This is a genomic window from Kitasatospora sp. NPDC018058, from assembly GCF_044327205.1.
Classification (GTDB): Bacteria; Actinomycetota; Actinomycetes; order Streptomycetales; family Streptomycetaceae; genus Kitasatospora.
In genome coordinates this window covers 134,164-153,533 of sequence record NZ_JBIRFA010000021.1, presented here as the reverse complement: position 1 = coordinate 153,533, position 19,370 = coordinate 134,164, and the positions used below count along the sequence as shown (strand labels likewise).

General features: G+C 73.7%; 19 protein-coding genes. 13 read left to right on the top strand and 6 right to left on the bottom strand.

Features of this window, described 5'->3' with window-relative positions:
• Positions 1–202: 202 nt before the first annotated feature.
• From ACH4E7_RS28065 to ACH4E7_RS28050, 4 genes are all read left to right on the top strand, one after another.
• Positions 203–331: a hypothetical protein gene (locus ACH4E7_RS28065; RefSeq protein WP_396251835.1), complete on the top strand. Its 129-nt coding sequence runs from the start codon at positions 203–205 to the stop codon at positions 329–331.
• A gap of 414 nt (positions 332–745) precedes the next feature.
• On the top strand, positions 746–1,507 hold the full coding sequence (locus ACH4E7_RS28060) for a DUF4232 domain-containing protein (RefSeq protein WP_396251834.1): 762 nt from the start codon (positions 746–748) through the stop codon (positions 1,505–1,507).
• Positions 1,508–1,754: 247 nt separating this feature from the next.
• Positions 1,755–2,576: an alpha/beta fold hydrolase gene (locus tag ACH4E7_RS28055; RefSeq protein ID WP_396251833.1), complete on the top strand. Its 822-nt coding sequence runs from the start codon at positions 1,755–1,757 to the stop codon at positions 2,574–2,576.
• Positions 2,577–2,733: 157 nt separating this feature from the next.
• Positions 2,734–3,825 (top strand): VWA domain-containing protein, encoded by a 1,092-nt coding sequence (locus ACH4E7_RS28050; protein ID WP_396251832.1) that lies wholly within the window; start codon positions 2,734–2,736, stop codon positions 3,823–3,825.
• 146 nt (positions 3,826–3,971) lie between these two features.
• On the opposite strand, the gene ACH4E7_RS28045 is transcribed toward ACH4E7_RS28050, so the two are convergent.
• Entirely contained in the window at positions 3,972–4,544 is a 573-nt protein-coding gene (locus tag ACH4E7_RS28045) for a TetR/AcrR family transcriptional regulator (RefSeq protein WP_396251831.1), read from the bottom strand.
• Between the two features lie 121 nt (positions 4,545–4,665).
• Here ACH4E7_RS28045 and ACH4E7_RS28040 point away from each other — a divergent pair, with 121 nt between their 5' ends.
• Positions 4,666–5,130 carry a nuclear transport factor 2 family protein gene (locus ACH4E7_RS28040; RefSeq protein WP_396251830.1) on the top strand — a complete coding sequence of 155 codons (465 nt, stop codon included), beginning with the start codon at positions 4,666–4,668 and terminating at the stop codon, positions 5,128–5,130.
• Positions 5,131–5,261: 131 nt separating this feature from the next.
• Entirely contained in the window at positions 5,262–6,272 is a 1,011-nt protein-coding gene (locus ACH4E7_RS28035; protein ID WP_396251839.1) for a zinc-binding alcohol dehydrogenase family protein, read from the top strand.
• A 7-nt stretch (positions 6,273–6,279) separates the two neighbouring features.
• On the opposite strand, the gene ACH4E7_RS28030 is transcribed toward ACH4E7_RS28035, so the two are convergent.
• The 5 genes from ACH4E7_RS28030 to ACH4E7_RS28010 form a co-directional block, all read right to left on the bottom strand.
• Positions 6,280–7,011 carry an HAD family hydrolase gene (locus ACH4E7_RS28030; protein WP_396251829.1) on the bottom strand — a complete coding sequence of 244 codons (732 nt, stop codon included), beginning with the start codon at positions 7,009–7,011 and terminating at the stop codon, positions 6,280–6,282.
• Between the two features lie 26 nt (positions 7,012–7,037).
• Positions 7,038–8,171, bottom strand: a complete 1,134-nt coding sequence (locus ACH4E7_RS28025) for a hypothetical protein (protein WP_396251828.1) — start codon at positions 8,169–8,171, stop codon at positions 7,038–7,040.
• Between the two features lie 50 nt (positions 8,172–8,221).
• Positions 8,222–9,850, bottom strand: coding sequence for a M48 family metalloprotease (locus tag ACH4E7_RS28020; protein ID WP_396251827.1), 1,629 nt, complete (start codon positions 9,848–9,850; stop codon positions 8,222–8,224).
• A gap of 288 nt (positions 9,851–10,138) precedes the next feature.
• The gene (locus ACH4E7_RS28015) at positions 10,139–10,444 is read right to left on the bottom strand and encodes a hypothetical protein (RefSeq protein ID WP_396251826.1); all 306 of its coding nucleotides are present in this window, start codon (positions 10,442–10,444) and stop codon (positions 10,139–10,141) included.
• A 95-nt stretch (positions 10,445–10,539) separates the two neighbouring features.
• A complete protein-coding gene (locus ACH4E7_RS28010; protein WP_396251825.1) occupies positions 10,540–11,541 on the bottom strand; it encodes an Lrp/AsnC family transcriptional regulator in 1,002 nt (333 codons plus the stop codon).
• A gap of 138 nt (positions 11,542–11,679) precedes the next feature.
• On the opposite strand from ACH4E7_RS28010, the gene ACH4E7_RS28005 reads away from it, so the two are divergent.
• From ACH4E7_RS28005 to ACH4E7_RS27975, 7 genes are all read left to right on the top strand, one after another.
• Entirely contained in the window at positions 11,680–13,149 is a 1,470-nt protein-coding gene (locus tag ACH4E7_RS28005) for an FAD-dependent monooxygenase (protein WP_396251824.1), read from the top strand.
• Positions 13,150–13,419: 270 nt separating this feature from the next.
• Positions 13,420–14,385: an alpha/beta hydrolase gene (locus ACH4E7_RS28000; RefSeq protein WP_396251823.1), complete on the top strand. Its 966-nt coding sequence runs from the start codon at positions 13,420–13,422 to the stop codon at positions 14,383–14,385.
• A 164-nt stretch (positions 14,386–14,549) separates the two neighbouring features.
• On the top strand, positions 14,550–15,518 hold the full coding sequence (locus tag ACH4E7_RS27995; RefSeq protein ID WP_396251822.1) for a DUF4129 domain-containing protein: 969 nt from the start codon (positions 14,550–14,552) through the stop codon (positions 15,516–15,518).
• Positions 15,519–15,538: 20 nt separating this feature from the next.
• The gene (locus ACH4E7_RS27990; protein WP_396251821.1) at positions 15,539–16,078 is read left to right on the top strand and encodes a hypothetical protein; all 540 of its coding nucleotides are present in this window, start codon (positions 15,539–15,541) and stop codon (positions 16,076–16,078) included.
• Positions 16,079–16,202: 124 nt separating this feature from the next.
• Positions 16,203–17,285, top strand: coding sequence for an AAA family ATPase (locus tag ACH4E7_RS27985; protein ID WP_396251820.1), 1,083 nt, complete (start codon positions 16,203–16,205; stop codon positions 17,283–17,285).
• Positions 17,282–18,670, top strand: a complete 1,389-nt coding sequence (locus ACH4E7_RS27980) for a DUF58 domain-containing protein (RefSeq protein ID WP_396251819.1) — start codon at positions 17,282–17,284, stop codon at positions 18,668–18,670. The genes ACH4E7_RS27985 and ACH4E7_RS27980 overlap by 4 nt, the downstream gene beginning before the upstream one ends.
• The gene (locus tag ACH4E7_RS27975; protein WP_396251818.1) at positions 18,667–19,332 is read left to right on the top strand and encodes a hypothetical protein; all 666 of its coding nucleotides are present in this window, start codon (positions 18,667–18,669) and stop codon (positions 19,330–19,332) included. The genes ACH4E7_RS27980 and ACH4E7_RS27975 overlap by 4 nt, the downstream gene beginning before the upstream one ends.
• Positions 19,333–19,370 lie beyond the last annotated feature (38 nt).

Below are 19,370 nucleotides of genomic sequence, written 5' to 3'. Positions count from 1 at the left end.
GTCCGCTGCCTAATCAGACGGGCTTGGACCCTCTACCGCTGGGACACCCGGCCTCGAAGCCCCCGCATCCGATGACCTACTGGCGGACGCCCTTACTGGCAGCAGTCGCTGGACGACGCCGTCTCCTGGTGACACCCGCACCGACCCGAGTTGAAGAGCCATCACCAACGCCCCGGCCCGGACGACGGAAAGGCACCCCACGATGCGCACCACACCCCGCAGGATCGCCCGGCTCCTGGCCGTCTACGCCGGTACGGCCTTCCGGATCCTCGTCCTGGGCCGTTCCGACGACCCGGACCTCGCACGGGGCGCCGGCGTCACCCGACGCTGACGCCCCACACCCCCGTCACACGGCACCGACCACACCGGCAGAGCCGCCGTCACCCGTTCGCGCAGTTCCACGGCCATGGGATGCGGTCGGAGCAAACCATCACATAGCAGGCAGAATCGCCACACGTCTGGAGGGCGATCACGGGAGTTCGGAGCAGGGCTCGGGCTCGGCCTGGTTCGGACCGGGCGATCTCCGGATGCGGGTGACACCTCGGCAAGGGCTCCGGAGTGGATCCGGGCCCGTCCCGCCGGTGCCGACCGGTTGTCAACCGTGCCGTGCCCGATCGAATGTCACAGTCGTGTCCCTGCCATGTCCCGGTGATTGTGACGCCGGGGATGCCACCAACTGCCTTCCTTCTGCCGTCCTTTGATCTGTTCGAGCACATCAGTGCGCACCGCTATCGAGGAGTCCATCATGGTCGTCCGCAACCGTCGTCCGCTGTTCGCTTCCGCCGTCCTGGTCGTCGGGGCGGGGCTGGCGTTAACCGCGTGCGGGCCCGACAACGCGGACACGGCCGGCGGTTCTCCGGCTCCCGTGGCCACCTCGGCGGCCGCCACGCCGTCCACGGCGGCGTCCGGCCCGGCCACCGGTGCACCCACCGCGAGCACGCCCACCGCAGGTGGTGCCTCGCACACCGCCACACGCCCGGCGAAGACGCCGCCCGGTGCGAGGCCGTCGGGCGGCAAAGAGCCCGGTGGCAGCGGCGACGGGGGTGCCGGCACGGACGCCCGGCCGTGTGACATCCAGAACCTCACGGTCCAGGCCGCGGCACGCGCCGGGGCCGCGAGCCAGTGGGTGATCGAGGTCCGCAACACCGGCACGGGCGTCTGCAGCCTGAGCTCCACCCCGGGCGTCGACCTGGGGAACTCCGCAGCCCGCGACCAGAGCAACAACATCAAGCCGATCCTCGCCGCCGGCACGCTGCGTTTCCCCGTGGCGGCGGGTCACAGCGCCTACGTGGTGATCGACCTCGACCCGAGCGGCGCCACCACCGGCACCACCCCGGGCATCAACGAACTCAACGTCCTGGTCGACGACGAGGGCACTAACATGCCCCTCGCCAACACCCGCAACTTCCCCCTCCCCGACGGTGCCCACGTCCTCAACCCGCAGATGGGCATCTACCGCTCCACCGTCGCCGAGGCCGTCACCTCCATGACCAGTGCGGGCAAGTAATCCCGACCACACGGTCGTACGGGTGGGCTCCGCCGCACCGTGACTGCCTGCAGGGTGAGGTGGCCGGCTGCGAGCATCGCGCAGGCCTGCGCCTCCGCCCCGCTACCAGGCGGAGCGACTCGACCGGCGTCGGCCGTGGTGCGCCTCGGTCTGCTCGGGGCCCGGAACCGCGTGCCGTGCCCGACTGTCGTCGGGATGTCAGTGGTCTGCCGGTGACATGAAGGTGGGCGGGTGCAGGCTGGTGGGCATGACCGAGCTTCGCGCATTCTCCGACGACGGCCGTCCCGTCACCGCCCTGGACGACGGGTCCGGGCCGGTCCTGCTGGTGGTTCATCCGGGGGGTGGGGACGTGACGTCCTGGGACGGCGTCGTCCGCTGCCTCGTCGACGACTTCCGCGTCGTCAGGGTCCGGCGGCGGATCTACGGTCCCGGCGCGGACATCGCCCTGCCGCACTCGATGGCCGTCGAGGCGGCCGACGTCCTCGCCGTCGCGGACCTCCTGACGCCGCCGGTGCTCCTGGTGGGGCACTCCTCGGGCGCCGTGGCCGGGCTGGAGGCCGCCCTCCTGCGGCCGTCGGCGTTCGCCGGACTCGTCCTCTACGAACCACCCGTCCCGACCGGTCAGTTGGTCGCAGGACCGGCGGGAGCGCGGGCCCGCGCGGTGCTCGAGGCCGGCGACCCGGTCGAGGCGATGCGGATCCACCTGGGGGAGATCGTGCGCGTGCCCGCGTACCTGGTCGATGCCATGGTCGCCGACGGGCACCTGCGGGAGGCGCTGTGCACGTACGCGGCGGCGCAGATCGCGGAGGACGAGGCACTCGACGCCCTCGGCACCGGTATCGACCGGTTCGCGGCACTCGGAACCCCGACGACCCTGATCGAGGGCGACCTCAGCCCCGCCCACCTGCGCGAACGCCTGGCCGACCTGGCCGGTGTCCTGCCGCGGGCGCGGGTTGTCACCCTCACCGGCCAGGGGCACGCCGCCCACCTCACCGCCCCCGACGCGCTGGCCGCCACCATTCGGGACGCGGCGGCTCGGAGCGGGCCTTCGGCCGACGCCGGCTGCTAATCGCCCGTCAATATCCGCACGCTCTCGGAAAACAGGCGGTCGGCCTCCGTGGAACCTCAGTATCAGCATCAATGTCAGTGCCCCCTCGTAGTGTGGAGACAACGCTGGAGGGAACGCCGGAAAGGCGTCGAAGGGGCGTTGGAAAAGGGGTAGAGGTATGTCCACGAACAGGATCAAGCACAAGGTCAACCACGTTTCGCTCGTGGTCGACAAGTCCGGCTCGATGCGTCAGCACGCGGCGCAACTCGTCCGCGTGGTCGACGAGTTCGTGAAGGGTCTGCAGGAGGAGTCCGACCGGCTCGGCCACGAGACCCGCATCAGCCTCTACGCCTTCGACCACGAGGTGCAGAACCTGGTCTGGGACATGGACGTCAAGCACCTGCCGTCCCTGCGGGGCCTCTACGAGGTCGACAACGGTGCGACGGCGCTGATCGAGGCGGCCGTGAAGTCCGTCGACGACCTGAAGAACATCTGGGAAGGGTACGGGGAGCACTCCTTCCTCCAGGTCGTCGTCACCGACGGCGAGGAGAACGCCTCCGGCTGCTCGGAGAGCGGCCAGATGCACACCCGTATGAACGCCGGCAAGGGCGCCGCCGTCCTGCGCAATTGGATAAGCCGCATCCAGGGCGCCATGGACGACCTCCCCGACCACTGGACCTCGGCGATCCTCGTCCCGAACTCCCTGGCCAAGCGCACCGCCCAGGAGTACGGCTTCCCGGCGGGCAACATCGCGATCTGGGACGCGGACTCCAGCCAGGGCGTCGAGGAGGCCATCGGCACCGTCAAGTCGGCCGCCACGAGCTTCCTGCGGGGCCGCGAGCAGGGCGTGCGCGGCACCAAGAACCTCTTCGCCATGGGCCAGGACCTGAACACCGCCGAGGTGAAGGCCAACCTCGACGCCATGGACACCGGCAAGTACATCCTGATCCCGGTCGACCAGCAGACCTCGATCCGCGAATTCGTCACCAGCGCCGGCCACGCCTACAAGACCGGCTGCGCCTTCTACGAGCTGTCCAAGCGCGAGAAGATCCAGGGCAACAAGCAGCTCGCCGTGGCGGAGAAGGACCCGGCCACCGGCCGGATGACCGGTAGGGTGTTCTCGGGCCCGGCGGCCCGCCAGCTCCTCGGTCTGCCGAATGCGGAGGCCACGGTGAAGCCGGGCGAGAACCCGTCGTACACCCTGTTCGTCCAGTCGACCTCCGTCAACCGGAAGCTGGTGCCGGGCACCAAGCTGCTCGTCATGCTGTAACCGGGAACAGGGAACCGGTAACCGCTATCCGGTCACGGATTCGGCGGAGGCCGCCGACTCCATGCGGCCCATCCCGGGGCGCCCCGGGATGAGCGCGGGCGGGGCGACCGGGGCGCCGTGCCCGCCGTGGGACCGGCCCGACGGGCTCAGCGCGGCCGCAGCCCGTCGAAGACCACCTCGAAGATCCGCTCCCGCGCCGCCTGTTCATCCCCGAGCTGGTCCATCGTGGCGCCCGTGCCGACCAGCAGGGCGATCAGCTCGGGCAGGCCCAGGTCCGGGCGGACGGCTCCCGCCCGCTGGGCTCCGGCCAGCAGCTCGGCCAACTGCGCCCGCATCGCCGCGCTCGACTCCCGCAACGAGGCGTGCACGTCCACCCCGGCTGCGGCGAGCGTCCGCGCGAACTCGCCCTTGCCCGCGGACTGCTCGACCACCAAGCGGAAGCATGCGAAGAAGGCCTCGGCGGGCTCGGCCCGGGCGATCAGCTCCGCCGTGCGGGCCGTGATCGTCTCCAGCCTGCGCACCACCACCGCCTCCAACAGCGCTTCCTTGGTGGGGAAGTGCCGGAACAGCGTGCCGACCCCGACCCCGGCGGCGCGGGCGATCTCCTCGGTCGGCACCCCCGCGCCGCGAGTGGTGAACACCTGTGTGGCGATGTCCAGCAGTCTGGCCCGGTTGCGGGCCGCGTCCGCCCGCAACGGTTTCTCCTGAGCGCCACTCATCCGGCTGGTCTCCTCTCCCACTCACGGCGGATCCACCTCTGGACAACCGGAGTGTCCAGTCCGTATCGTCGAAAACGGACTCCCTAGTCCGATTCTAGTCGCAGGCCGATAGGGGTTGATCATGGCCGGAACGCCGTCGCCGCGTGACGTCTTCCTCAAGCTGCTGGAGGGCATCACCGCAGGGAGATTCCCGGAGCTGGCCGAGCTCTACTCCGAGGACGCCGTGGTGGAGATCGCCTTCCAGCCGGTCGGGCCGCGCCGCATCGAGGGGCGGACCGCGCTCGCGAAGCGGTTCGCCGACATCGCCGCGCATTCGCCCCTGGAGCTCACCGCGACGAACGTGGTGATCCGTGCAACCGACGATCCGGAGGTCATCGTCTCCGAGTTCGACTACCAGGTGCGCCACCGGACCACCGGGGGGACTTCCGAGGTCGCCAACATCCAGGTGCTGAAGATCCGCGACGGCCTGATCGTCCACAGCCGCGACTTCCACGACCACCTGGCTCTCGCCGTGGCCGGTGGCGGCCTTCCCCAGCTCGTGGCGGCTCTCGAAGGAAGCGGATGCGAGCAGCCGCAACGGCGGTGAACGCCGCGCGGCCCGCAGGGGGCGGCTGTCGGCGGTGGTCGGGCTTCCGGCCATACATAACTCTTACGGCACATCAGAACGGTTAGTGGATTAGGGTGGTCGCCATGACCCCTGAGATCCGCAGGACCACGATGCCCGCCGTCGCCTACCGCAAGAGCCTGCCGATCGACGATCCCGAGAGCCTGGTCGACGTCGAGCTCCCGATCCCCGAGCCCGGCCCGCGCGACCTGCTGGTCCGGGTCGAGGCCGTGGCCGTCAACCCGATCGACTGCAAGGTCCGGCACACCACCGACCCGGCCGGCGAACCCAAGGTGCTCGGCTGGGACGCGGCAGGCACGGTCGTCGCCGTCGGCAGCGACGTGCGGCTGTTCCGGGCCGGCGACGAGGTCTACTACGCCGGCGCCATCGACCGTCCCGGTGCCAACTCCCGCTACCACACCGTCGACGAGAGCCTGGTCGGGCGCAAGCCCGTCTCCCTTTCGTTCACCGAGGCGGCAGCGCTGCCGCTGACCTCGCTCACCGCCTGGGAGGGCTTGTTCGAGCGGCTCGGGCTGCGCACCGGCGCCCTGGAGCAGACCGGCACGCTGCTGGTGACAGCGGCCGCGGGCGGCGTCGGCTCGATGGTGGCCCAGCTGGCGCGTGCCCTCACCAGCCTCACGGTGATCGGCACCGCCTCCCGCCCGGAGACGACCGCGTTCGCCCGTCGCATGGGCGTCGACCACGTCGTCGACCACGCGAAGCCGCTCGCCCCGCAGCTTGCCGAGGTCGCGCCCGGCGGCGTCGACCACGTCTTCAGCACGACCGGGACGGAAGGCAACCTCTCCGTCTACGCGGAGGTGCTCAAGCCGTTCGGCCGGATCGTGGCCATCGACGACGTCGACTCCCTGCCGATGGGCCTGCTCAAGGCGAAGAGCATCGCGTTCCACTGGGAGTCGATGTACACGCGCTCACGGTTCGCGACCGTCGACCGGGCCATGCAGCACCACATCCTCACCCAGGTGGCGCGCCTGGTGGACGCCGGCATCCTCCGCACCACCGCCACCCGGGACCTCGGGCCCGTCAACGCCGCCAACCTCCGCGAGGCGCACCGGCTGCAGGAGTCCGGCACCGCCGTCGGGAAGACGACGCTCACGGGGTTCTGAACGCCCTTCAGGTGAGCAGTGCCACCCCGACGCCGACCAGGCTCGCCGCCAGGCCCCTATCCCGACCGCCCAGGCCGCCGACAGCGCCGTCACCCCGTGGCCCGAACCCCCGGGCGAGTACGGGCCAGCGGCAGGAGGTACTGCCGCAGCTCCGCCAGCGAGGACACCCACGTGTCCGCGTCGGCCAACCGGTCGGCCCCGTGTGTCGTGGTGATCCCGATGACCGTGCAGCCCGCCGCCTTGCCCGCCGCGACGCCGGCCGGGCGTCCTCGACCACGACGCACCGTGCGGGCTCCGTCCCGAGGCGGGCCGCAGCCAGCAGGTAGGGCTCCGGGTGGGGTTCGGCGTTCTGCACGTCCTCGCCGTAGACCTGGACCTCGGGCAGCGGGAGGCCGGCGCGGCCGAACCGCTGGTGCACCGGCCGACGACTGCCTGATGTGACGATCGCCCAGGAGCCCGGCCGGAGTGCGCCGAGGAGGTCACCGGCGCCCTCGACGGCAGGGAAGGCGTCACCCTCGCCGCGCATCAGCTCGTTGAGCACGTGCCGCTCCGCGACGGGATCCAGCTGCGGGGCGACCTCCCGCACGGTGTCCTCCGGGCGACGGCCGAACGTCCGCCGCCAGACCTCGTCGGCATCCAGACGGTGGAGCTTCGCCCAGGCGGTCCAGATCCGGTGGTGGGTGGCGGCGGAGTCGAGGAGGGCACCGTCGACGTCGAACAGCACGGCAGCGAGCTCCACGGTCGTCGGCTCTCCTGCCCCCGTGGTCAGGCCTTTCGCCGGGCCGCCGCGACCGCGCCCTGGACGGCGTCGATCCGCAGGTCGATGAAGGACTGCCGGGGATCGTTGAAGTTGGTGAACGGCTGCGGGATGAACCGGCCCAGCGCGCGGTACTGCTCCAGCGCCTCGGTCGGCCGGCCGGCCCGGCTCAGGGCGTAGGCGAGCCACCCGCGGGCGTACCGGATGCGGGGGTGGTCCGGGTCGGCGGCCGCGACGTCGGCGAGCGCGGCGTCCAGGGCGGCGCCGACCTCCGGCCGCTGCCAGGCGGTGAGCTTCTCCCGGTCCTGGCCGAACTGCTCGAAGTACGCCTCCAGCTTGATCGGCGCGAGCAGGCTGCCGGCCGGCGCGGCGGCGATCGCCCCGTCGATGAACCCGTGCATCAGCTCGTGGCTGCCGTGCCACTTGGCGCACCAGTACTGCAACGCCCGGGCGTGCGCGGCCCAGTGGTACGGATCGCGCTCGGCCAGCTCGGACCAGACCTGCCGGAAGCGGTCGTTGGACCAGTTGAGGCCCATGGCGATGGAAATCTGGACGACCCACGGGTTGGGGTCGTCGGCGGGGGCGAGTGCCGCCGCCGCCTCGGCCGCCTCCGCGGCCTCCAGCAGGACCCGGTGGAAGCCCTCGAACTGCTCGCGGGTGACCTGGTTGGCCCGGGCCGAGGTCCGGATGTTCCACGCCAGGTAGACCAGGGCGTCCGCGTGCAGCAGTGCGGCGGTCGGGTCCTGCGGCCGCTCCGCGCGCCAGGCGCGCAGCCAGGTGTCGTCCTCGGCGGCCAGCAGGGCCAGCGAGCGCTGGCGTATCCAGCGGACGTTCGCGGACCCGTCCACGGCGAGGTGGGCGGCGGCCGGCCGCCAGTCGCCCCCCTTCGCGGCGGCGAGGACGGCCTCCTCCTCGGGGCCGGGCTCGTCGTCCAGGACCAGCTCGCTGCCGAGGAGCAGCCCGTGGTCGGCCGGGACGATGGTGTTCTTCGCCCGTTCCTCCGCGGCGAGTCGCGCCTCGTGGTTCGCGATGGTGGCCTTGGCCCGCTCCAGCTGGGCCAACTTGCGCTTGGCCAGCCGGGTCATGACGACCGGGAACAGCAGCACGAGGCCGATGACGGCGAACACGATGATGCCGATCAAGGAGGATCCTTCCGGGGTGGAGCAGGTCGGGGCGTGGTGCGGGGGGAGGCTCAGACGGCCGGGGCGGCGGGCGCGGGGAGGCCGGCCCCGGCGAGCAGCGCGCGCAGCGGTGCGGTGTCCGCCGTGTCGTTGCAGGCGGCGTTCAGGGCTGCGTCGAAGGCGTCCTCGAAGCCGTCCGGCAGATGGAGTTCGGCCGGCCCGGACCAGGAGAGCTCCCAGCCGGCCAGGCCGGCTCCGGCCAGCGCGACGACGGCGGCGTGCCCCAGCTCCTCGCGCAGCACCGGGCGGGCGAACTCGCGGGCGGCCCGGCCGGTGGCGGCGGCGGCCTGGTCGCTCTTCGGAAGCCGGTCGGTGAACTCCCAGGCCCGGCCGGCGTCGACGGCGTCGAGCAGGCCGTGGACGGTGGGTGCGAGGCCCAGCCCGGTCAGGGCCCGGTAGGCCGGGGCGGCGGCCTCGCGGGCGCGCGTCAGCAGCGCCGCGCGGACCAGCTCGGGCCACTCCACCCGCTGCTTGCCGGCGGCCTCGGGGACCAGCGTGACGACCTCCAGTTCGGCCAGCACCCGCTGCGCGTCGTGCAGCAGCGCGAGGGCGGGGCCGGCGGCGCCGGGGCCGCGCCCGTCGTCGGGCAGTGCCTCGATCGCGGCGACCCGGCGGTCGATCGGCGGGTGCGAGTCGTACGGGTCGGGCTCCTGCTCGGGCAGGTCCAGCGCGTGCTCGGCGAGTTCCTCCCGGCGCTTGGGATCGCTCAGCAGGTGGAGCAGGCCGCCGTAGACCTGGCCGGGCGGCGGGAGCAGGCCGGCGTCCCAGCCGATGGTGGCGTAGCGGCTGAGGTAGAAGTCCTGGGCGGCGGCCAGTGCGGGCATCCTGCGCAGCGCCGAGGCGGTGGCGTCCCGGCCCGCCAGCTGGGCGGCGACCTGGTCGGCGGCGTACTCCTGGCGGCGGCCGACCGCCTCGGAGACCCGGAAGTAGAGCTTGGCGTAGAGGGTGAACAGCCCGGCGAGGACCCGGTCGACGCCGCCGCCGGCCTCCTCGCCGGATGGCTTGCGGCCCTTGGCCAGCCGCTTCTCGGCCTTGGCGGCCAGCTTGGCGGCCTCCTCGGCCTGGTGTCGGTCGGCGCGCTGGTGGAGCCCGCCGACAGTGCGCAGGAGGGCGCGGCGGCCGGCGACCGTGACGGCGGCCAGTCGGACGTCCCGGTTGCTGTAGTGGCCGAACTCGTGGGCCAGGACGGACTCCAGCTCGCCCTCGGTGAGGCCGATCAGCAGCGGGGCGCCGATGACCAGGTGGCGCTTGCCGGGGATCAGGCCGAGCAGCCTGGTCTCCTCCAGGACGCCCGCGTTGACCTCGGGCACGAGCCGGATCTCGGCCGGTCCGCGGACGCCGGTGCGCTCGGAGATCCGGTCGACCATGGCCCAGACGGCGGGCTGCTGCTCGCGGGTGAGGAGCACACCGGGCAGCTCGCCGTCGTCCTTGCGGCGGCGGGTCAGGAACACCACCCGGACCACCGGGTAGCCGATCGCGGCGCTCAGCGCCCAGAGCTTGATCAGCCCCGCGCGCAGCTGGCCCGACGCCTGGTACAGGGCGATGTCGAGGGCGAGCAGGCCCACGATGATGCCGATGGCGAGCAGGTAGAAGCCGATGAGCAGGGCCACGGCGGTGACGGCTCTGACGGATGTGCTCATGCCGGCGGAACGCTGGGGCGCGCCCATGCGGTGATCCTCCCCCTGGGCGCGACGGAAGGACGGCGCGCGGTCGTTGCATGGTGAACAGGTGTGCGGCAGGTGGAGATCGTAGCGGCCCGCCGGAGGCCGGCGCACCAGAGTTTGCGCCCGCCGTATCCCCGCTCCCACCTGCGGGTTCGTCAAGTCTTCCGATTCGTGCGGACTTGACGGCATTCGGTCGGGTGGGCCGTTGGCGGACCTGCCCGGCCCACCCGGCCCAACCGACATCGGCGGCCCGCGTCCGGACGGTCAGAGCCTGCAGTACCTGATACAGAACATGTGCGGCGCCTCGCCGGCCCACTCGCAGCACAGGGGTTCGTCTTCAGGGTCGTCCTCGAACTCGTCGCGGTTGCGGAATTCGGTCACTATCCGGTCTCCCTCGATGCGCGACAACCCGATCTGCTTCTTGAAGTCCACCTTCAGCACTTCGGTCTCGCCGTGCAGGCACTGCACGGAATATCTTCTCGAGGTGTCCGGGTGCTTCGCGAACACCGCGGCCAGGTCCTTGAAGAACTCCGGGTCCCGTTCCGGCCCGCAACGAGTCTTCCGAGTCATGGCGACCTCCTATGACTCCGTGCCTCAACTCCAGCCTCTCGCCGATGGCACACCGGCGCGCGCTCAGAGCGCGGGTCCGGTGGGAGTCGTCGCCGCTACACCCGGTTCGCGGCCTGCTTGACGGTCCTGATCACCGGCGCCGTCTCGACGTGCGTGACGGCCGGCAGCGCGGCGACCCGGGTGGTCAGGTACCGGTACAGCGCCCGCTGGTCCGCGCAGACCACGGTCGCGTACAGGTTCGTCGGTCCGGTCGTGGCGGCGGCGAAGGCGACTTCGGGGTGCCCGGCCAGCGTCTCGCCGGCCTCCTCCAGGTGCGGGGGAGCGACCGAGAGCCACAGCAGGGTCCGGGCGCCGATGCCGAGCAGGCGCCGGTCGCAGTCGATGTCCAGGTAGAGCACCCCGTGTGCGCGCAGTTCCGTCATCCGGCGTCGGACGGTCGTCGGCGACCAGCCGGTCACCGCGGCCAGCCGCTCGAACCCGGTGCGGCCGTCGGTGGCGAGCGCGGCGAGCAGCCTGCGGTCGCCGTCGTCGAGCCGCACCGGTCCAGGCCGGTGCGGCGGCGGGGACGGGCGCAGTGCTGCGACCGCCTCCGGGCCCAGCGGGCCGAGCTTGGCGATGAGGCTGTCCGGGCCGCCGTAGAAGGTGTGCAGCACGGAGTGCGCGCTCACCCCTTCGACGCGCGGGGTGCGGGGGAGGCGGGCCAGCAGCAACGCCTCGCTGTCGGCCTCGCTCTCGGTGCGGACCGTGCAGGTGATCTCGGTGCCACCGGAGGTGAGGCTCACCCAGGAGGTGTCGGGGCGTCGGGCCAGCGCCTCGGCGACCGTGACCGACGCGGAAGGCGCGCAGCGCACCCGCAGGAGCCACAGCACCGCGCCCAGCGCGGTCGGGTCGACCCCGCCGAGCACCTGCACCGCGCCGGTCGAGCGCAACCTGGCGTAGCGGCGGGCGACGGTGCGGTCCGACACCCCGAGAGCCCCGGCTATCGCGCTGAAGGGGGCCCTGCCGTCGATCTGTAGGGCGTGGACGAGCCGACGGTCCAGCTCGTCGTAACCGGAGGAGCCGGAGGAGCCGGCGTAGCGGGAGTAGTCGGATTCCACCGCGACGAGCGTAGTCGGCGTCGGATACCGGCACCATCGAGCCGGTCACTGGCCCAATGACCCCCGGCGGGAAGAGCGTTGATCCCGTTCCGGGCGCAACGCACCGGAACGATCGATCGACGCGACCAGGGAGAAACCATGAACACCGACGTACTCGTCGTCGGCGCGGGCCCGACCGGGATGACGACGGCCAACGAACTGCTGCTGGCGGGAGTGGCGACCGTACTGGCCGACGAACTGCCGCGGCGCAGCGCACTGTCCAGGGCCGGCGGCGTGCAGTCCCGCACGCTGGAGGCGCTCGACCAACGCGGCCTGCTGGAACCGCTGCTGGCCGCCGGCGACCACCCGGTCGGCACCGGCCACTTCGCCGGCATCCCGCTGTCGCCCGACTTCGCCCCTCGCCGCCTTCCCCCGCGCTCCATACCGCAGGTCGCGCTGGAGGGCTTCCTCGAACACCACCTCGCCGCGCACGGCCTCCGCGTCCGGCGCGACCACGAACTGGTCGCCCTCGCCCAGGACGAGGACGGGGTCACCGCGACCTTCGCCGACGGTCGTACCGTCCGCTCCCGCTACCTCGTCGCCGCCGACGGCGGCCACAGCACGGTGCGGTCGCTGCTGAAGGCCGAATTCCCGGGCCGGGCAGGTACGGTGACCACGGTCGCCGCCGACGTACGGCTGGTCGGCGCCGATGACCTGGCGACGCACACCCGCACCGCGGACGGCCACTGGGTGGGAGTGTTCCCGCTCGGCACCGACGGCCGGGGCAGGCCGCTGCGCAGGCTCGCCATGGGCGGGCCGGGTCGGTCGCTGCCGAGGGACGTCCCGGTCACCGAGGACGAGATCCGCGACGGCCTGCGCGCCGTGTTCGGCGAACGGGTGCACCTGCTCGAACTGTGCTACGCCCGCCGCATCACCAATGCGGCCCGGCAAGTCGCGCGGTACCGGCACGGGCGGGTGTTCCTGGCCGGCGACGCCGCCCACGTCCACCTCCCGCTCGGCGCCCAGGGCATGAACACCGGGATGCAGGACGCCTTCAACCTCGGCTGGAAGCTCGGCGCCGCCGTACGGGGCTGGGCACCGGAGGACCTGCTCGACAGTTACCACACGGAACGCCACCCGGCCGGGGCCGCGGTGCTGCGCAACGTTCAGGCGCAGGGCCTGCTGATGGACTGGGCGGGCACCTGCGACCCGGACGTGACGGCCGCCCGGGAGCTCTTCACCACGATGGCCCAACTGCCGGACGTCCAGCGCCATCTCGGCGACCTGATGTCCGGGATGGCCACCCGCTACCCGATGCCGGACACCGGACCCCATCCGCTCCTCGGTCTCCCCGCACCGGATCTCGACCTCGGCCCGGCCCGCCTGCACGAACTCCTGCGGTCCGGACGCGGCGTCCTGCTCGACCCGCAGGACACCCTCGCCAGGGCCGCGGCCCCCTGGTCGGACCGCGTCGACCGCACCGGCCGGGGCGCCCCCATCGAACCGATGCTCATCCGCCCGGACGGCTACGTCTGCTGGGCCGGCACACCGGACACCCTGCAACCCTCCCTCACCCGCTGGTTCGGCACTCCGGGCCCCACCGCCACGCCGACCATCCACCCACGGTGAAGCGCGGGCGGAACCAGACGGTCCGATTCCTCGTCCACTACGATGATCGTTTGCTGGGGCCGGCCGACTGGGGGGAATGTGCCGACATCTGACCGTCCGCCTGCTCCCGGCCGGGCTGCCACGCGGGTCCGCTCGACCGGCCCACTGCCGCGCCTGTGAACTGACGCGCCCGCACGTGGCGCACGGTGACCGCGCCCCGGAGCAGCGCCCGCGCCCGCGTGCGCCTGCCCGCCCGCCCCCATGAAACCGAATGGCGAAAGGCCGACCGACATGACCACGGACATCGACAGTGCCACCGAGCAGCCCGAGCAGCCCCCGGCGGACCCCGCCGACCGGGCGGTGTCGCGTCGCCGGCTGCTGCGGCTCGGGGCCGGTGTCGTGGGTGGCGGTGCCCTGCTCGGGGCTGCGGCCGGGGGCGGGATGCTCGCGGGCTGGTTGCCCGGTGGGGTCGGGCTGAAGAAGGTGCTGGGGATGACCGGGACGGACGGCACGGTGCCGGACGTGGCGCCGGGAGCGGTGCACGTCGAGAAGGTGCGCTCGGCGGCGCGGAACCGCGAGGTCACGGTGGTGACCATGCTTCCGCCCGGTGCCACGGCGAGCACGAACCTGCCGGTCTGCGTGATGCTGCACGGGCGAGGGAACGACGCGCACGGCATGGTGGCGCTCGGGGTGCCGCAGTTCCTGGCGGCCGCGGTCAAGGGCGGCGTGCCGCCGTTCGCCGTCGTCGCGGTGGACGGCGGGGACGCCACGTACTGGCACCAGCAGGCCGCCGGCGGCGACGACCCGCAGGCGATGCTCCGCGAGGAACTCCCCGGCTGGTTGCACGCCCGCCAACTGCCCACGCCGCGCGCCGCGATGGGGATCTCCATGGGCGGCTCAGGCGCCCTGCAGTACGCCATCGGGCGCACCCAGGCGGGCCGCAACCTGGACGCCGTGGCGCTGCTCAGCCCGGCCGTCTTCCGCACCTGGGCGGACGCCCGCACGACCGGCGGGTACGCCGACGAGGCGGACTGGCAGGCCCACGAGCCGACACTCCGTCTGGACCGGCTGCAGGTCGGCACCCTCGGCGTGTGGTGCGGCCAGGAGGACCCGTTCTGCCCCGCCGCCCGCGAGGTCGCGCGGCAGGCGCGAGCCCGGGAGCAACACTTCCCCGACGGGGAGCACACGGACGGCTTCTGGCGGCGGGTGATGCCCGACGCGATGTCGCTGCTGGGGCACGCGCTCACCACCGCGTAGGAATCCGCCGGGCCGCCCGTGACGGCAGGTGACACCGTGACGGTTGGTGTGCGACGCTGCACCCGCGCGCTGTCGCGCGCAGGGACGCGTGGGGAACCGGGGGGGTTCGCATGAGCGGTGGGTCGCCGTCGCATACGCGCGGGCGGAGCGGCCGGCCGGCGGGGGTGCTGCTGGTCGTCGTCGGGCTGCTGTCGGCCGCCGCGGCGCTGCGGCCCGATGGCGGGCTCCTGGGGTCGGCGGCGACCGGGCCGGTGGCCGGCCTCGGGTTCGTGGTGCTGCTCGGGCTCGGGTGGGCCGCGCTGGTCGGCAGGTTCGCGGTGCGCTTCCGCGAAGAGGTCCGCCACCTCGACGGGCCGACACCCCGGGCCGAGCGCCTGCGGGGGACGGCCATGCTCCTGCTGCCGTTGGCCGCCGCCGTGGTCCCGGTCCTGCTGCTGGTCCTGCACGGCAGGGCGGGCTCCGGGCCGTCCGCGCCGCCCCACCCACACCGGGTGGTGTCCAGCCTCAGTCCCGAGGCCATCCCGTCCGCCCCGTCCGAACCGCGCCCGCCGGCCGTCGGCGAGGGGCTCGGGGCGGTGTTCATCGGACTGCTCGCCCTGGCGGCCGCGGTCGGGCTCGTCCTCGCCGTCGTCCTCGTGCTCCAGCTGCGCCGGCTGTGGGCCCGCCGCCGGGAGGTGCCCGCGGTGCTGCCCGCCGCGCCCGCGTACGCGAGCCCCGAGGCCGCTCTCGCCGAGGCCGTCGCCTCCGGCCGCCGGGCCCTGGAGGGTGCGGACGCCCGGGCGGCGGTGATTGCCTGCTACGCGGCGATGGAGGGCTCGCTGGCCGCCTCCGGCCTGCCCCGACACGCGTGGGAGAGCCCGACGGAGCTGCTGCGCCGCGCGCTGTCCGACGAGCGGATCGACGCCGCCGGGGCACGGGAGCTCACCGAACTGTTCCGCGAGGCCCGGTACTCGACCCACCGGATGGACGACAGCCAGGTGCGCCGGGCCCGTACGGCCCTGGACGCCATCGCCGCCCGGCTCGCGGACGCCGCCGCGCCGACGGACGCCGCCCCGCCCCGGGACGCCGCCCCGCCCCGGGACGCCGCACCCCCGGCCGCCACCGGGGCGCACGCTGCGGGGGAGCACCTGTGACCAGCGCCGGGAGGCCACCGATGAGCAGCGCGGCGCCGCGACACGACGGGCCCGAGGACGGGACGGACCGCCAACTCGCCCAGCCGGGCTCGGTGCGCCACAGCCTGATCGAGCTGGCCGTGCCCGCCGTCCTCGCCGAGGTCCTGTTCGCCCTGGTCGGCGGCTGGCCCGGGGCGGGGGCCGGTGCGGTCCTGCTGGGCGCCACCGGCCTGCTCGTCGCCCGCCGCGTGGCCGGAGCGGGAGCCGAGACCTTCTCCCTGCGCAGCCGGCCGCGGCAGATGGCGGTGTACGAGCCGGGCCTCGGCGACTGGCGTTGGACGGTCCGTCAGGGCCTCGACCCCCGGGGCGACGTCGCGCCGCTGCGCTCCCGGCTCCAACGGCTGTACGCGGTACGGCTCGCGGAGGTCCACGGCCTGAACCTGTCGGCCGACCGTGACCGGGCCGCCGAACTCCTGGGGCCCCGACTGTGGCCGTGGATCGACCCCTCCGCGCCCGCCCCGGCCGAGGTCCTCCCGGCGGAGGTCCTGCGCCGGCTCGTCGACCGGCTCGACTCCCTGTGACCCGCCTCCTGTGACCCGCCTCCTTCGCCCCACCCCCGGTGACCCACCGCGCCCCGGGACCCGGGGCGGGCACGCAGCCCAGTTCCGATCACCTCACCGACCGAATCGTTTCCGCAGGAGCGTCATGCCCGACCTTTCCACCAACCTCCACGGCCCCGCCCACCCCGCCGACCCGGGCACGGCGCCGGGGGAGGAGCCGGAGGCCGTACCGGCAGCCGTCCCCGCAACCCCGCCGGCGCTGACCCCGCAGCAGGCCGGAGAGCGGGCCCGCGCGGTGATCGGGGAGATCGAACGGGCCGTGGTCGGCAAGCCCGAGGCACTGCGCCTGGTCATGCTCGGCGCCCTCGCCGGCGGACACGTCCTGATCGAGGACCTGCCCGGACTCGGGAAGACCTTGCTGGCCCGCTCGTTCGCGACCACCCTCGGCCTGGACTTCCGCCGGATCCAGTTCACCCCCGACCTGCTGCCCTCGGACGTCACCGGCGCGCCCTTCTACGACCGCAACACCGGCGAGATGGTGTTCCGGCCCGGCCCGCTCTTCACCCAGCTGCTGCTGGCCGACGAGATCAACCGGACCCCGCCCAAGACCCAGGCCGCCCTCCTGGAGGCGATGGCCGAGGGCCAGGTCTCCGTCGACGGCGCCACCCGCCGCCTGCCGGACCCCTTCCTGGTCATCGCCACCGCCAACCCGATCGAGTACGAGGGCACCTACGCCTTGCCCGAGGCCCAGCTCGACCGCTTCCTGCTGCGTGTGCGCATGGGCTACCTCCCCACCACCACGGAGGCGGCGATGCTGCGCGCCAGGATCGACCGGGCAGCCCCCGAGCCGGTCCTGGAGACCGTGGCCGGCCCGGCGGAGCTGCTCGCCATGCGGGCCGCGGTGGAACGGGTCGAGGTCGACGACGACCTGGTCGACTACGTCATCGCCCTCGTCGACGCCACCCGCAACGACCAGCAGATCCAGGTGGGCGCCTCGCCCCGCGGGGGCCTGGCGCTGATCCAACTGGCCCGCGCCCACGCCATGGTGGAAGGCCGTGACTACCTGACCCCCGAGGACGTCAAGGCGCTCGCCGGTCCCGCCCTGGCCCACCGCATCACGCTCAAGCCGGAACTGTGGGTACGCCAGATCGAGGCGGACGACGTGCTGGCGCGGCTGGTCGCCTCCGTCCCGGCACCCCGGACGCTGCCCCGCGCGGTGACACCGTGAACCCCGCTCCGGCCGAGCCGGACGCCGACCCCGCCCCGAACGCCGCCGGCGCGGACCGCCTCGAACGCCGCGCCCGGGCCCTGGCCGTCGCCCGCAGCGCCCGTGCCAGCGCCGCCGGCCTGCCCGACAGCCCGCCGTCACCCCACTGGCGGCCCGGTGAGCAGACCCTGCGCCTGCTCACGGTGGCCACCGTGGCGGCCGTCGCCGCCCTGCTCACCGGCCACGCCTGGCTGCTCGCCCCGGCCGCCTTCGCGGCCGTCCTGCTCGTCCTGGCGGCCCCCGGACACAGCCGCCCCACCCGGCTGTCCGCCGAGAGCACCGTCCGGCCGCAGCGCTGCTTCGAGGGCGAGCCCGTCACCGTCCACGTCACCGTGCACCACGACGGCCGGATCGGCCCGCCCGAGCCCACCGTGGCGCTCGGCCCCGGCATGGCCCTGGATGCCCTGACCGTCACCCCGACCGGCGTCGACCTCGTCCTCCACGCCGACAGCTGGGGCCGCCGCCACCTGGGCGTCGTCGACCTCGACGTGCCCGACGCCCGGGGCCTGACCCGGCGCACCGTCCGCACCGACCTCGGCACCGTCGACGTCTTCCCCGTCCCCGAGACCGCCCGGCTCACCCCGATCCCGGTCCGCCTGCCCGAACGGATCGGCGAGCACACCACCGCGCACGAGGGCACCGGCATCGAGGTCGTCGGCGTCCGCCCGTACGTGTCCGGCGAACGGCAGCGGCGGATCCACTGGCCGTCCACGACCCGCCGCGACGCCGTCCAGATCAACCAGTTCGCCGCCGAGCGCGCCGCCGACGCGGTCGTCCTGCTCGACACCCTCGCCGACTACATCGACACCACCACCGGGCTGAGCAGCCTGGACGAGACCCTGCGCGCGGCCACCGGTCTGACCCGCGCCTACCTGCGCCGGCACGACCGGATCGGCCTCGTCGCGGTCGGTGGACGCCTGCGCCAGCTCACCGCCTCCACCGGGGACCGGCAGCTCTACCGCATCGTGGAGAGCGTGCTGGAGGTCCGTCAGGACCGCCCCCACCGCGGCCCCCTCCCGCCCCTGCCGCTCGCGGCGATGCCCGGCCACGCCCTCGTCTACGCCTTCACCCCGCTCGCCGACCAGCGCATCCTCGACGTCCTCGGCCAGGTCCGCGAGCGGGGCAACCCGCTCGTCGTGGTGGAGATCCCGGCCGGGGAGCCGACGGCCCGCCCCGGCGACGAGGTGGACGCCCTCGCGCTGCGCCTGTGGCACGCGGAACGCGAGGCGATGCGCGCCACCCTGCGCGGCCGCGGCATCCCGGTGGTCCGCCACTCGCCCGGCGAGACCCTGGACCTGGCCCTCGGGCCCCTGCTGCGCCGCCGGATCACGGGAGCCGCCCGATGACCCACACGGTCGAAGAACCGGCCCACGACTCCCGCACCGCTCACCGCTCCCGCACCGCTCACCGCTCCCGCACCGCTCACCGCTCCCGCACCGCCCACCGCGCCGACCGGGCCCCGCGCCTCGAACGCGCCGTCCTGCGCGGCATCGGCGTCGCCCTCGCCCTCGCCGCCGCTGGCACCGGAACCGGCACACTCACCGACCGGTGGGGGCCCGTCTGCCTCCTGCCGGTCGCCGTCGGCGCCCTCTGGGCCGCCGTCGCCGCACCGGACGGCCCGCCCCCCGTGACCTGGCACGCGCGGCTGTCCGCCGCCCGCACCACCCTCCTTGCCGCCGGATCCGTCCTGTTCGCCGCCCTCGGCGAGCCGTCCTGGTGGCGGGCGCTGGCGGTGACCGTCCTGCTCGCCGGCCACCTGACGCTGCTCGACGCGTTCGGCCCGCGCCGCCCGAGCATCCGTCCGGCCTCGGCGGCCGTCGCCCTCGCCGCCTCGCTGCTGGTCCTGCCGTCGGCCTTCGCCCCCACCACGGCGGGCGAGTGGTCCCGCCCCCTCGCCGTGCTGGGCCTGGTCACGGCCGCCGTCGGCGTGGGTCTGGCCCTGCGCCCGGAGCGGACGCCTCCCCGGGCCCCGGGGGAGCAGCCCTCGGACGTGGTCCCGAAGGCCTGACGGCTTGTGAACACGGGAGTGGGGGCGGCCGTTCGTGC

Bases quoted from the DNA above. Each gene is read 5' to 3' on its own strand.
- ACH4E7_RS28065 (WP_396251835.1), top strand. From the start codon at position 203: ATGCGCACCACACCCCGCAGGATCGCCCGGCTCCTGGCCGTCTACGCC.
- ACH4E7_RS28060 (WP_396251834.1), top strand. From the start codon at position 746: ATGGTCGTCCGCAACCGTCGTCCGCTGTTCGCTTCCGCCGTCCTGGTC.
- ACH4E7_RS28055 (WP_396251833.1), top strand. From the start codon at position 1,755: ATGACCGAGCTTCGCGCATTCTCCGACGACGGCCGTCCCGTCACCGCC.
- ACH4E7_RS28050 (WP_396251832.1), top strand. From the start codon at position 2,734: ATGTCCACGAACAGGATCAAGCACAAGGTCAACCACGTTTCGCTCGTG.
- ACH4E7_RS28045 (WP_396251831.1), bottom strand. From the start codon at position 4,544: ATGAGTGGCGCTCAGGAGAAACCGTTGCGGGCGGACGCGGCCCGCAAC.
- ACH4E7_RS28040 (WP_396251830.1), top strand. From the start codon at position 4,666: ATGGCCGGAACGCCGTCGCCGCGTGACGTCTTCCTCAAGCTGCTGGAG.
- ACH4E7_RS28035 (WP_396251839.1), top strand. From the start codon at position 5,262: ATGCCCGCCGTCGCCTACCGCAAGAGCCTGCCGATCGACGATCCCGAG.
- ACH4E7_RS28020 (WP_396251827.1), bottom strand. From the start codon at position 9,850: ATGAGCACATCCGTCAGAGCCGTCACCGCCGTGGCCCTGCTCATCGGC.
- ACH4E7_RS28015 (WP_396251826.1), bottom strand. From the start codon at position 10,444: ATGACTCGGAAGACTCGTTGCGGGCCGGAACGGGACCCGGAGTTCTTC.
- ACH4E7_RS28005 (WP_396251824.1), top strand. From the start codon at position 11,680: ATGAACACCGACGTACTCGTCGTCGGCGCGGGCCCGACCGGGATGACG.
- ACH4E7_RS28000 (WP_396251823.1), top strand. From the start codon at position 13,420: ATGACCACGGACATCGACAGTGCCACCGAGCAGCCCGAGCAGCCCCCG.
- ACH4E7_RS27990 (WP_396251821.1), top strand. From the start codon at position 15,539: ATGAGCAGCGCGGCGCCGCGACACGACGGGCCCGAGGACGGGACGGAC.
- ACH4E7_RS27985 (WP_396251820.1), top strand. From the start codon at position 16,203: ATGCCCGACCTTTCCACCAACCTCCACGGCCCCGCCCACCCCGCCGAC.
- ACH4E7_RS27975 (WP_396251818.1), top strand. From the start codon at position 18,667: ATGACCCACACGGTCGAAGAACCGGCCCACGACTCCCGCACCGCTCAC.